Origin of the sequence: Yersinia similis (assembly GCF_001053095.1) — a bacterium.
GTDB lineage: Bacteria > Pseudomonadota > Gammaproteobacteria > Enterobacterales > Enterobacteriaceae > Yersinia > Yersinia similis.
Genome location: NZ_CGBP01000001.1, coordinates 208361 through 221663, shown reverse-complemented (window position 1 = coordinate 221663; position 13303 = coordinate 208361). Strand labels below are relative to the sequence as shown.

The window sequence follows — 13303 nt, the reverse complement described above, 5'->3', positions numbered from 1 at the left end:
GTGGCATTTATACTACATTTTACTGCTGCTAATGCAATACCTGAGGAAATGATTGCATGTTTTTTAAGCATTTAGTGTGGTTTATTGAGCGGCAACGCACTAGTTTGCAATAAAGCGTTTCACGTCGGTTAGCACTTGTAACAGCAAAGGTAGTTGAGGTTTTTCATCTTTGACCTCATGACCTTGCTGATCATAAGTGCGATAACCACCGTTATTGTCCAACACGATGGTTTGTGTTGGCGTCGTGATGACTAATATGCCGTTGTCGCCTGTTGCGACCCAGTTGTTGTTACGCTGTGCGGCAAACAAATCTTCCCCTTGGGAATAATCTTCTGGTGCTGTTTTCACATGCAGCAAGCGTTGCATCAATGTCGTCATGACATCTTCGTGGTTGGTCAGTTTACCCACACTTTGTGGTGGGGTACCCGGCCAGTGCACCACGAGTGGTACCTGCAGTTGCTGGCGATTGAAGCTGCTGCCCGCCCCCCAGTAATTATTGCCACTATCATTAAATTCAACGCCATGGGTGGCAGTAATAATGACGACGGTTTTATCGAGTTGACCACTTTGTTTCAGCGTCTCAAGGATGGCCGCAATTTGCTGATCCACCTCTTTGGCCCCCGCCTGATAGTTGCGTATAAAATTGGTGGGTGAGGCAACTTTCTGCCCGATTACCGGATCTTGCGCTTCGGCGGGACCACTCAAACTAATATATGAGAACCATGGATTGCTATTGGCGGTGGTGCTGGCCAGCCACTGTTGCCACTGAGCGGTGGTCTCACTGTCAGTCTGTGCAACCGGCGCCGGTAAGGTGAAATCAGCTAACAGCGCCTGACGGTATAGGGCCGATTTAAAACCATCAGACGCGAACAGACCAAATTGGTAGCCCTGAGCGCCTAATGCAGTGATGAACGCTGAAGGTTCCCGGGCGGAGAGAATACCATCCCAGTAAGTAGGTGAAATGCCATAAAACAGGCCAAATAAGCCGGTATCTTGCCGGTTACCCGAACTGTAATGGTGATCAAACTGAATGTTTTCGCGACCAAACTCGGCCAATGAGGGCATATCCTGTTGTAGGCTGCTGACCCGAATACCCTCAACCACGATCAACAGCAGGTTATAACCGCTACCTTTATCATTGAATGTTATCGAGTTTAGTGGGTATTCAACCGCCAGGGCATCGGGATTACCTTGCTCCGTCAAACGGCGTTGATACTCTTGCTGATCGAGCAGACCGTGTTTCTCAAGGAATTTACGGGCGGTCATTGGATAAGAGAGCGGCAGGTTAGCGCGCTGCATACTGATAGGACGATAAAAATTCGCATCGGCCCAGATATACATCAGATGTGAGGCTATAAAGGCAGAGATCAGTACCGCAACTAATGGTTTAACAAAACGCTGGCGGTTGAGGCTGCGCAGTTTTTGCCAGGCCCAGGTGCCGAACAGCATCTCGATCAGAAAAATAACCGGCACTGAAATAAACATCAGTTGCCAGTCGCGCGCCAACTCCGTTTGCTCGGGATTAACAACTAACTCCCATACCACCGGATTAAGGTGTAAATGGAAGCGGGCAAAAACCTCAGTGTCCACCAATAGCAGGGTTAAGCCTGCTGTCGCAAAGGCGGCAGAAAGAAAACGGAGTAGCCGTTGTGACATCACCACAAAGGTAAGTGGGAATATCACCAATAAATAGGCGGCAAAAACAAGAAAACTAAAGTGCCCCAGCCAACTGACAAGGGCATAAACACGGCCAATCAGCGAAGAGGGCCAATCGGAGACAAACAGGTAGCGGCTACCCAGAACCAGGCTGAATAGAATATTAAATAAGGCGAACCAGTGCCCCCAGCTGATCATCTGGGAAACTTTTTCACGATAGCGCTGACGATTTGTCACCATATTGAGATAGTAGTCTTGGCCGATAAATTAATGGGCTTTATCTTCACGTACCGAAGCCTGAAGTGCTTCAGCAAAAGAACGTGCCAATACTTTGCGTTGCGCAGGAGCAATGCTGGTATTGATCAGGTTTGTTACCATATTTCCCAAAACCATCAAAGAAAGATCTGTTGGGGTACGGTGTTTTTCTAATACGCTGACCAGCTCAGACAGGAGCTGTTCGACGTGTTCGTCACTATAACGGGATGATTGTGGCATAAAAATTGTGCTCAACGCCTGACAAAGTCCCACATCTTACCGTATAAGGAGAGGTTTTTCCGCTATTTTATAGCACGAAGAATCTGTAGCCATTAATTGAACGATGCTAGCGCTTTTGAGTTGCAGCTCTACCTTATCAGTGATTGAATACGCCCCTAGCCAAAAGGAGTATTTATCATGAGTCTGGATATTGACCAGATAGCCTTACATCAGCTTATTAAACGTGATGAACAAACGCTTGATGTGGTGTTGCGGGATTCTTTGTTACCGACCAATGCGGTAGTTGAAGAGATGATGGCCGAACTGCACCGCGTTTACAGTGCCAAAAGTAAAGCTTATGGGCTGTTTAATGAGCAGAGCGAACTGGCTGATGCACTGAAGCGAAGCCGTAAGGGTGATGAAGATTTCCTAAGCTTTAGCCGTGCAGCAACCGGTCGTTTACGTGACGAGCTAGCCAAGTATCCATTTGCCGAGGGCGGGGTGGTGCTGTTTTGCCAGTACCGTTATCTGGCAGGGGAGTATTTACTGATCTCCGTGCTAAGCAGCTGTCATAGTATGCGAGTAAACGAACAGCTCGATCTGAGCACCACCCATTATCTTGATATCAACCGTGCGGATATTGTAGCCCGAATTGATTTAACCGAGTGGGAAACCAACCCGGAGTCAACGCGTTATCTGACCTTCCTTAAAGGGCGGGTAGGGCGCAAAGTGTCTGACTTCTTTATGGATTTTCTGTCCGCTGCCGAAGGCTTAGATACCAAAGCGCAAAACCGTGGTTTATTGCAGGCGGTTGATGACTACTGCGCCGATGCCGAGTTAGGCAAAGATGAGCGTCAGGCCTATCGTCAGCAGGTTTACAGCTATTGTAATGAGCAATTGCAGGCCGGTGAAGAGATTGCCTTGCAGGAGTTGGCTCAAGAGTTGCCGAAGCTGGGCGAAAAAGATTTTCAGCAATTTTCGGCTGAACAGGGTTATGCATTGGAAGAGAGTTTCCCAGCAGATCGCGGGACCTTGCGTCAGTTAACCAAGTTCGCGGGCAGTGGGGGGGGCTTGAGTATTAATTTTGATGCGCTGCTGCTAGATGAGCGGATTTTTTGGGATGCGGCAACCGATACGCTGACCATTAAAGGTACTCCGCCGAATTTGCGTGATCAATTACAGCGCCGGGCTGGTGGTAAGTAATTGCCCACGTTGCTGATTTAGCCAATAAAAAACGCCGCTGATGCGGCGTTTTTTATTTCGGCGTCCCGAATATCGAAAGCAACGCGATTAAACGCGAACGAAGTCGATATGAGTCAGTTTTGGCTTGAAAGCGTGACGCTGAACAGCCTGTACTTTAACTTTAGTTTCTTTACCGTCGATAACCAGAGTCAGTACGGAATCATAAAAGCCCGGTTTCAGTTCAAGGTTCTTGGTGGTGTCATGGTCAAGAGCAATTGAAATAGCTGCTTCTGAGCCACCGTAAACGATTGCCGGAAATTTATTTGCTGCACGCAGGCGGCGGCTCGCACCCTTACCCTGGTCGTTACGTACTTCTACATTGATAGTGGTCATTTTGTTTTCTCTTAAAGAAAATTTACCCTGCTACAGGCGACCCAGCAACAGGTTCGATACTCGGCTTTGACTGGGTAAACCCAGAGCAAAGCGGGCGGCATTCTAGCGAAATATCGCTCAGACAGCAAATAAAACTGCGGATCTCGCAGGTCAAGTGCGGCTCAGGCGAGAGAATCGGCCCGCCGAAAACGCCCCTTGTAATCAAATACCTTTTCCCTGATTTGCCACCACTGCCCCCGACGGCGAGCGACCACAAAATCTGGATAACGTAGCAATGCCTGCTGAGCGATAATATCAGCGGCGGTGTGCCATTTAAGGGCAATGCCCGGTGCACGTTGGTGTGGGCGTAGGAATATCTGTTCGAATGCCATACGTTGTGCCGGCGTAGTTAATCGGAAACGCTCACTGGTATTGGTGCCATCTTCATCGTAATAGGTCGCTTTCAACCACTCTCCTTTGGCATCATGGCCTGTTTCTAGCTGCATACCGCCACAGCGCAATACCAGCGCATCTTTCAGTCTCAGGGCTGCTTTCAACATATCGTCGGGATCGACTAAAACCGCCTGGCATTGATGGCAGCGACGGGCCGCAATATCGTTTTCTGCTCCACAATGTGGGCAGGATTTAAAGCGAAAACGGTAGTCACATTGCGCACGTGTGCCCTGATCATCCTCAAACCAGCCCTGACAGCGGCGGCCATAGTGTTCAATAATCTCGCCGGATTCGGTGCATTTCCCCCAGAAAATGTTGGCAAAGCCGCAATCGGGGCAGAAGACCTGTACTGGCTGGCTCCCGCTGTGAGGTTTGCTAGTGCCCACTTCTGGAGAGAAAAGGTCATGGGGATTACCTGCATAATCCAGAATCAAGCAATCCTCTTTACCTGGAAACAGCCGCAGGCCTCGGCCAACAATTTGTTGATATAAACTGATGGATTCGGTTGGACGAAGAATGGCAATCAGATCCACATGGGGGGCATCAAACCCGGTGGTCAGTACCGACACATTGACCAAATAGCGCAATTGTTGCTGTTTAAAGGCATTGATCAGCGCATCCCGTTCCGCCGGTGGGGTCCCCGCGCTGACTAACGCCGCTTCACCTTTGGGCAACAGGCCATAGACTTCTTTGGCGTGCTCTACGGTGGCGGCAAAAATCATCACACCGCGACGCTGAGCCGCATATTCGATGATCTGGCTAACAATATGTGGGGTAATTCTTTGTTGTTGCTTAAGTTCTCGATCTAAATCCGCCTCACGGAACAAGCCATCACTGTTGCTGGTCAGGCGGCTGAAATCATACTGCACGACCGGCATGTCCAGCCGTTCAGGTGGCACCAGAAAGCCATGTTTAATCATATAACGCAGCGGTAATTCATAAATACAGTCACGGAACAGGGCTTTTTCATCACCACGAGTAATACCGTGATAGTGGAACTGATAAATCCAGCCTTTCCCCAGCCGATAAGGGGTGGCCGTCAGCCCCAGCAACCGTAGTTGCTGATTTCCCGTGCGTAAATGCTGAATGATTTGCTGATACTGGCTGTCATCTTCATCACTGATGCGATGACATTCATCGATAATCAGCAGAGAAAAGGCGCTATCAAACAGTGACAGATTACGGGCCACCGATTGCACGCTGCCAAAGACCACTTTCCCCTCGCTTTGTCGCTGTTGCAACCCGGCGGCAAAGATATCGGCCTCAAGACCGTATGCGCAGTATTTTGCGTGATTTTGTGCAACCAGTTCTTTGACATGTGCCAATACCAACACACGGCCACGGGCCAGCTTCGCGAGTTCAGCGATCACTAAACTCTTGCCTGCGCCGGTTGGCAGAACAATGAGTGCGGGTGTGGTGTGGCGACGAAAATAAGCCACCGTGGCATCGACCGCTTCTCGTTGATAAGGCCGTAGTGTGAATGCCATTACCGTCTCTGCCAGGTGAATGGATTCAACATTTGCAACACTTTACGGGGCTGTATGAGCGACATTGATCTCAGCCTATAGCTAAAAAGTTTCTATTATTATGCCTGCCTGATGGCATCTGTGCGAGGGCGCCGGCTATCAACTTGGCGTGGTCGCGATAAGTTGTTTTCTGAATAAATGCTTTCTAACAACAGTTTCTAGGATGATAGGGCAACCGCCGCTATACTAACAAGTCAGGTAGGCAGCGAATTATTTTCTCCAACCCTCTTCTTATTTGGTATTGCGGCGGTATTAACGGTTCTCGTTACTTAGCCCATTTACGGGGCTTGCCTCAGTGAGGCGGCTGCAAGCAGCATTCAAATCTGCTCTCGGCAGGTTTGTCACCCGAATAACTGACAGGTGTCAGCCTATCGGGATTCGCTCGTTTGCAGCTCTGTGACAACACCAATGATTTGGGGATGAAAATGTTGGGATGACAATTTACTGCTTCATTCATTTCAACCCGTACAATTGACATCCTATCATCATCAACGGGTGTCATTATGGGGACCGTATCCATCAGTGATACGGCCATACAACAGGCAAAATAGATTCAATGCGATTGGACAAGTTTTTATCTCAGCAATTAGGTGTCAGCCGGGCGTTGGTAGCGCGTGAACTGCGGGCAAAGCGTGTGACTATTGATGGCGAGGTGGTCAAAAGTGGTGCCATCAAGCTGACACCGGAACAAGACGTGCGATTTGATGGCAACCCGTTACAGCAGATGGTTGGCCCCCGTTATTTTATGCTGAACAAGCCGCAGGGCTATGTGTGCTCGACGGAAGATCCCGATCATCCTACGGTGTTGTATTTCCTTGATGAGCCAGTAGCTTACAAACTCCATGCCGCCGGGCGGTTGGATATCGATACAACCGGGTTGGTCTTGATGACTGACGATGGGCAGTGGTCACATCGAGTAACTTCACCACGTCATCATTGTGAAAAGACCTATTTGGTGACGTTGGAACATCCGCTATCCGATGATACCGCACAGCAATTTGCTGACGGGGTGCAACTGCACAATGAAAAATCCCTGACCAAACCGGCTCAACTTGAGGTTATCGAACCGCAACGGGTGCGCTTGACCATCAGCGAAGGGCGTTATCATCAGGTGAAACGGATGTTTGCTGCCGTGGGGAACCGAGTGATCGAGTTACACCGTGAACGCATTGGTGATATCACGCTTGATGATGATTTAGCCCCTGGTGAGTACCGGCCGCTGACGGCGGAAGAGATCGCCAGCGTGGGTGCCCCACACTTGTAATTAGATTTTTATTGCAGTGCGGGCCAATGGTTCCGCACCGTTCTGCCGCGGTATAATCTGCGGTAAGTTTTTGGAGGAGTGGTAAAGCGTGCAAAAAAACCGGACATCCCACATCGGTTTGATTTTTATCCTTGGGTTGTTGTCGATGCTGATGCCTTTGGCGATTGATATGTATCTGCCAAGCATGCCGATTATTGCACAGGAGTTTGGGGTCGAGAGTGGCCGTGTGCAGATGACTCTGAGCGCGTATGTGCTGGGGTTTGCCATTGGGCAAATGTTCTATGGGCCAATGGCTGACAGCATCGGGCGTAAGCCGGTCATTTTTTGGGGGACGCTGATTTTTGCGCTTGCAGGTATGGCATGTGCACTGGTGCAGTCGGTTGAGCAACTCATTAATATGCGCTTCCTGCATGGCTTATCCGCCGCCGCTGCAAGTGTGGTGATTAATGCATTGATGCGCGATATGTTCACCAAAGATGAGTTCTCCCGAATGATGTCTTTTGTGGTCTTGGTGATGACGATTGCACCCCTGCTGGCACCGATTATCGGTGGTGCGCTGTTGGTGTGGTTTAGCTGGCATGCTATTTTCTGGACCATGGCGGGGGCGGCACTGGTTGGTGCGGTGTTAGTGGCGCTATTTATCCAAGAAACATTGCCCCCTGAACGGCGACAGAAATTTCATCTGCGTACGACCATGGGTAATTTCGGCTCGTTATTTCGCCATAAACGCGTGCTGAGCTATATGTTGGCCAGTGGTTTCTCCTTCGCCGGTATGTTTTCATTCCTCAGCGCCGGCCCTTTTGTTTATATCGAGTTAAACGGCGTTTCCCCGCAAAACTTTGGTTATTACTTTGCACTGAACATTGTCTTTTTGTTCTTGATGACCTTTATCAACAGCCGTAATGTGCGCCGTTTCGGGGCGCTGAAAATGTTCCGTTTTGGCCTGATAGTGCAATTTGTGATGGGGATCTGGCTGGTGGTAGTTTGTGTAACTGGCATGGGATTCTGGGCATTGGTTCTGGGCGTAGCCGCCTATGTTGGGTGTATCGCAATGATCACGTCTAACGCAATGGCGGTGATATTAGATGATTTCCCGCATATGGCAGGTACTGCCTCTTCTTTGGCGGGGACGTTACGCTTTGGTATCGGTGCGGTGGTGGGGACGTTACTGTCGATGGCTTCGTCGCGCAGTGCCTGGCCGATGGTCAGTTCAATGGCATTTTGTATTATTGTCGCGATGTTGCTGTATCTGTATGCCAGTCGCCCAAGTAATAAAACCGCGTCATAAAAAATAGCCAGCGCCCATGCTGGGTTGTGAACGACGTGGGTTGTGAATGATATGGGTTGTGAACGGTATGGGGTGTGAACGGTATAAGTGGTAGGGCATTTACCCGTCTACTTCAAGCTGCATGTGCGTCGGCTACGTTCGTTACTGGGCCTCGCTTCTGCGAGGCCGCTGCAAGTAGCGTTCAAATCTGCTCTTGGCACTAAGTGTCAATAACCGTTGTCATCCGAATCACTTGCTGGTCGTTGAGCTTAAAGTTAATAGACTCATCGGGATTAATGAGCTTCATCCCAGAGGCTCATTCTGAGTAGTTTTTTCGCTACTGAGATAAACCCTTTTCTCTCTCATTTCGCCTTAATTTGACTTAAAAAATGATAAATTCTTGCGCTTCATCAATATAGTAAGCGTACGTATCATTATTGATTGCATCGTCATGATTGAGGTCATATTGTTAATTTTTTGGGCAACTAAGATAAAAAATAGAAATCGTTTTTCAGCTGTTTTATACGTCTATTTTAGCCAATTAGATGACAATAAATGATAAGAAATATGCATGTTTATCAGTTTGTTATGATAACTCCATTAAGATTTTCTAATGTTAATTTGTTCTAAAAATGTAAATATTTAACTGCTATTAGGTAACTGTCTTGCAAGAAAAATGGTTGAGCTGACGGCCATTAAGGTATAAATATAACGAAAAATGGGATCTGAATCCCAAATCTACAGCCTCTGTTCCTGCTAAAGGCGCTAAAGAGTTCAAAAATCAGCACACAAATAGATTTGTTAGTCATAAGTTTCTCAATTGTTATCAATATTGTGTTTTTATGAGATTTGAATCAGGCACAATAACAATTTAGCGACTATAACTGTAGTTAACGTGAGCCATATGGTTAACGTGAGTCACTGTGGTGTTTTTGGTAAATTTTAATTTTTTATTTTGACTAGGAAAGACACGTGAATAATATTCAACTTTCGGTAGTACATCGCCTGCCGCAAAGTTACCGTTGGTTGTCTGGTTTCATCGGGGCTAAAGTTGAGCCGACTCCGTTGACGACGATAGACGATACCAATGATCTGATGGGGTTGAAGTTACTCAGTCACGACGGTAATCATGCCAGGCATATCATGCAGCGGCTCCACCTTTCGCTGCAAGATATCCAAGTGAACTCATCCATTATTGAATGGGAAGGTGAGCCGTGCTTGTTTGTTCACCGGCAGGATGAGAGTGCGACCATGTGCCGCCTGAAAGATGTCGGTGTGGCCATTGCCGAAACCCTGACGGCAGAATACCCCTTCTGATATTTTTTAGCTGTTTGTCCGTGTGCTATCGTGGGCATTGTTGTCTACGCTACAGCAATATTAGTCTGCTAATTCTAATAATTGCTGAGTATATGGTTGTTTTGGTGCAGCAAATATTACCTGACAATCACCTTGTTCCACTACTTCTCCTTGTCTTAAGACAATCACCTGATGGCAGAGCGAACGCACAACCTGTAAGTCATGGCTAATAAACAGGTAGCTGAGTTGGTAACGCTGCTGAAGGGATTTCAGTAGGGCCAAAATTTGCGCCTGTACCGATTTATCCAGTGAAGACGTTGGCTCATCAAGGATCAACAGTTGTGGTTGCAGGATCAGTGCGCGGGCAATCGCAATGCGCTGACGCTGACCACCAGAGAATTCAGTTGGATAACGAGAGCGGGTGGTTGGATCCAATCCGACTTCTTCCATTGCCTTAATCACTCGCTCTTCACGTTGCGCTGGACTGAGTTTTTGATGCACTTCCAAGCCCTCAGCAATGATCTGTTGCACATTCAAGCGTGGGTTCAATGCTGAGTAAGGGTCCTGGAATACCACCTGAATACGGCTGCGATAGGGCAGCATCTGTTTTGGGGTAAATTGGTGCAGCGGTTGCCCGTTAAACCAGATTTCACCCTGTGATGGCAATAGGCGTAACAAGGCCAGACCGGAGGTACTTTTACCCGAACCGGATTCCCCCACCAGGCCCAGACTTTCACCGGGCTTCAGGTCAAAACTGAGGCTTTTTAGCGCATAGTGGTGATCGACAGTACGGCGCAGTAAACCACGCTTGATTGGGAATGCGACTTGCAACTTTTTAACCACAAGCAGTGGCTGGGTATTTTGCGAGAGCGGCAGTGGGGCGCCTTGTGGCTCAGCATCCAGTAACTGGCGAGTGTAGGGGTGTTGTGGGGCACTGAAGAGCGCCTGCCGGTTGTTCTGCTCCACTTTACGGCCTTCACGCATCACCGCCACGTTATCCGCTAATCGGCGCACGATATTCAGGTTATGGGTGATAAACAGCAGGCTCATGTTCATCTCTTGCTTTAACTCTTTCAGCAAGCTCAGAATTTGCGCTTGAACAGAGACATCCAGTGCGGTGGTAGGTTCATCCGCGATCAATAATTTGGGTTGGGTCAATACTGCCATGGCAATCATCACTCGCTGGCGTTCGCCGCCAGAAAGCTGATGAGGAAAATCAGCTAATCGCCCTTTGGCATTACGAATGCCAACTCTGTCGAGGCATTGGATAATTTCAGCCCGCGCAGCTTCTTGCCCCATACCACGGTGCAGTGATAGCACTTCTGCCAACTGTTTTTCAATATTATGCAGTGGGTTGAGTGACACCATCGGTTCTTGGAAAATCATTGAAATCTGATTACCTCGAATGCGCCGTAGTGTTGGCTCATCAGCATGTAGCAATGATCTGCCCGCAAACAGAATATCACCTGTGGGATAAACTACCGGCGGTGATGGCAGCAAACGTAACACAGACAACGCGGTGACGCTTTTCCCCGATCCTGATTCCCCGACCAGCGCCAGTGTCTCCCCTTCGTTGATTTGTAATGACAGTTCGCTGACAACCTCACGCTGAACGCCTGCCTGACTAAACGCAACACTGAGGTTTTGGATATCCAATAGTGGTGAGGTCGTCATATCAGTACACCTTACTTGGGTCAAAGGCGTCACGGACAGCTTCGCCGATAAAAATCAACAGGGATAATAGCACCGCCAGCACCAGAAATGCGGTGATCCCCAGCCATGGTGCCTGTAGGTTATTTTTCCCCTCTAACAGCAGCCCACCCAGTGATGGTGACCCTATTGGCAAACCAAAACCGAGGAAATCCAGTGAGGTGAGGGTGGTAATTGAGCCACATAGAATAAACGGCAGGAAGGTCAATGTAGCCACCATAGCATTAGGCAACATATGGCGGGTCATGATGGTCCGATCACGTACCCCCATCGCCCGTGCAGCACGGATATAATCGTAATTTCGAGTACGGAGAAACTCAGCGCGCACGACGCCGACCAATCCCATCCAGCCAAAAATAACGGTGATAGCCAGCAGCCACCAGAAATTGGGCTGCACAATGCTTGACAGTAAAATCACTAAAAACAGAGTTGGCATACCAGACCATACCTCAATAAAGCGTTGGCCCCAGAGATCAACCCTGCCACCGTAATAGCCTTGTACCGCACCAGCGCAGATCCCAATCACACTGGAAAACAGGGTTAGTGTCAGCCCGAACAACAGCGAGATACGAAAGCCATAGATCACTTTGGCCAAGACATCTCCGCCGGTACTATCTGTACCCAGCAAGTTGGTACGGCTTGGCGGCGAAGGGAAGGGCACGTCCGTGGCGAAATTAATGGTGTTATTACTAAAACGAATAGGTGCCCAGATAGCCCAGCCACTGTCATTTATACGCCCGATCACATACGGATCTTGATAATCTGCCGCGGTGGTTAAAACACCACCAAAGGTTGACTCACTGTAATTGACCATAAAAGGCATATAAATCTTGCCCTGATAGCTCACCAGCAATGGCTTATCGTTGGCAATCAATTCGGCAAATAAGCTAATGACAAACAGCGTCAGGAAAATCCACAGTGACCAGTAACCACGGCGATTCTGACGAAAACGCGCCCAACGGGCCTGATTAATTGCACTTAGTCTCATCATCATTATTGGCGGCCCTCAAAATCAATACGTGGGTCTACCAGGGTATAGGTAATGTCACTGACGATATTCAGCAGTAAACCAATAAGTGTGAAAATATACAGCGTGCCAAACATCACCGGGTAATCTCGCTGTAAGGTGGCGTCATATCCCAGCAGGCCTAAGCCATTGAGTGAGAACATCACTTCAATCAAGAGTGAACCTGTGAAAAACATACTGACAAAGGTGGCGGGGAACCCGGCGATGACCAACAGCATGGCGTTGCGAAAGACATGGCGATAGAGAATTTTTTCCTCTGGTAGTCCCTTGGCTCGGGCCGTAACCACATATTGCTTACGTATTTCATCGAGGAATGAGTTTTTCGTTAGCATCGTCAGTGTCGCGAAACCACCAATCACCGTGGCCAGCACGGGCAGGGTAATATGCCACAAATAGTCTGTGATTTTGCTGTACCACGGTAGGGTGTCCCAGTTACTGGAAACCAGGCCGCGTAGTGGGAACAGGTCGAAATAGCTACCGCCGGAAAACAGCACTACCAGTAAAATAGCGAATAGGAACGAAGGGATTGCATAGCCGATGATAATTAAGGTACTGCTCCAGGTATCGAAGGCCGTACCATTGCGCACCGCTTTTTTAATCCCCAGAGGTATGGAGACTAGATAAATAATCAGCGTACTCCATAGCCCAAGCGAGATTGACACCGGCAGGCTTTGCTTAACCAGTGACATCACCGATTCGCCACGGAACAAACTGTCGCCAAAATCAAAGCGGACATAGCGCCATAGCATATCGAAATAGCGCTGATGCAGGGGCTTATCAAAACCAAAGCGCTGTTGTATTTCAGCGATAACTTCTGGGTCTAACCCGCGTGAACCGCGATAACTACTGTCACCGACCCGTGCTGCATTCAGACCGACTTTAGCCCCCCCTAAACCGCCATCACCGCTACCGGCAGTAAACCCAGTGGTATGACCCAATTCAATATTGGCGATAGCCTGATCAACTGGCCCACCAGGTGCAATCTGCACAATAAAGAAATTGATAGTAATAATGGCCCACAGCGTAGGAATAACAAGGAATAGTCGCCGTAATAGATATGCGCCCACAACAGCCCC

Annotated in this window: 11 protein-coding genes; 4 read left to right on the top strand and 7 right to left on the bottom strand. The window is 48.7% G+C overall.

The annotated features are described in order from the left end of the window. Window positions 1-99: 99 nt before the first annotated feature. Together yejM and AC971_RS00890 are read right to left on the bottom strand one after the other, a co-directional pair. Window positions 100-1896 (bottom strand): LPS biosynthesis-modulating metalloenzyme YejM, encoded by a 1797-nt coding sequence (gene yejM, locus AC971_RS00895; RefSeq protein WP_025383197.1) that lies wholly within the window; start codon window positions 1894-1896, stop codon window positions 100-102. A gap of 27 nt (window positions 1897-1923) precedes the next feature. Then, window positions 1924-2151, bottom strand: coding sequence for a YejL family protein (locus AC971_RS00890; RefSeq protein ID WP_002208836.1), 228 nt, complete (start codon window positions 2149-2151; stop codon window positions 1924-1926). A 177-nt stretch (window positions 2152-2328) separates the two neighbouring features. On the opposite strand from AC971_RS00890, the gene yejK reads away from it, so the two are divergent. Beyond that, on the top strand, window positions 2329-3333 hold the full coding sequence (yejK, locus tag AC971_RS00885) for a nucleoid-associated protein YejK (RefSeq protein ID WP_025383198.1): 1005 nt from the start codon (window positions 2329-2331) through the stop codon (window positions 3331-3333). 87 nt (window positions 3334-3420) lie between these two features. Here the strand turns inward: yejK and rplY are convergent, their stop codons facing one another. Together rplY and AC971_RS00875 are read right to left on the bottom strand one after the other, a co-directional pair. Next, a complete protein-coding gene (rplY, locus tag AC971_RS00880; RefSeq protein ID WP_002208834.1) occupies window positions 3421-3705 on the bottom strand; it encodes a 50S ribosomal protein L25 in 285 nt (94 codons plus the stop codon). A gap of 161 nt (window positions 3706-3866) precedes the next feature. Further along, window positions 3867-5624, bottom strand: coding sequence for a DNA repair helicase RadD (locus tag AC971_RS00875; protein WP_025383199.1), 1758 nt, complete (start codon window positions 5622-5624; stop codon window positions 3867-3869). 595 nt (window positions 5625-6219) lie between these two features. Between AC971_RS00875 and rsuA the strand changes: the two genes are divergently transcribed. The 3 genes from rsuA (at window position 6220) to AC971_RS00860 (ending at window position 9511) form a co-directional block, all read left to right on the top strand. Further along, on the top strand, window positions 6220-6927 hold the full coding sequence (gene rsuA, locus AC971_RS00870) for a 16S rRNA pseudouridine(516) synthase RsuA (protein ID WP_025383200.1): 708 nt from the start codon (window positions 6220-6222) through the stop codon (window positions 6925-6927). 88 nt (window positions 6928-7015) lie between these two features. Further along, window positions 7016-8215: a Bcr/CflA family multidrug efflux MFS transporter gene (locus AC971_RS00865; protein WP_025383201.1), complete on the top strand. Its 1200-nt coding sequence runs from the start codon at window positions 7016-7018 to the stop codon at window positions 8213-8215. Window positions 8216-9166: 951 nt separating this feature from the next. Beyond that, complete coding sequence (locus tag AC971_RS00860) at window positions 9167-9511, top strand: YejG family protein (protein WP_025383202.1); 345 nt, start codon at window positions 9167-9169, stop codon at window positions 9509-9511. A gap of 60 nt (window positions 9512-9571) precedes the next feature. Here AC971_RS00860 and yejF read toward each other — a convergent pair whose 3' ends face one another. The 3 genes from yejF to AC971_RS00845 are packed head-to-tail and all read right to left on the bottom strand — an operon-like array spanning window position 9572 to window position 13294. After that, window positions 9572-11164 (bottom strand): microcin C ABC transporter ATP-binding protein YejF, encoded by a 1593-nt coding sequence (gene yejF / locus AC971_RS00855; RefSeq protein ID WP_025383203.1) that lies wholly within the window; start codon window positions 11162-11164, stop codon window positions 9572-9574. Between the two features lies 1 nt (window position 11165). Beyond that, window positions 11166-12191 (bottom strand): ABC transporter permease, encoded by a 1026-nt coding sequence (locus AC971_RS00850; RefSeq protein ID WP_033851707.1) that lies wholly within the window; start codon window positions 12189-12191, stop codon window positions 11166-11168. 2 nt (window positions 12192-12193) lie between these two features. Further along, on the bottom strand, window positions 12194-13294 hold the full coding sequence (locus AC971_RS00845; protein ID WP_025383205.1) for a microcin C ABC transporter permease YejB: 1101 nt from the start codon (window positions 13292-13294) through the stop codon (window positions 12194-12196). Window positions 13295-13303: the final 9 nt, after the last annotated feature.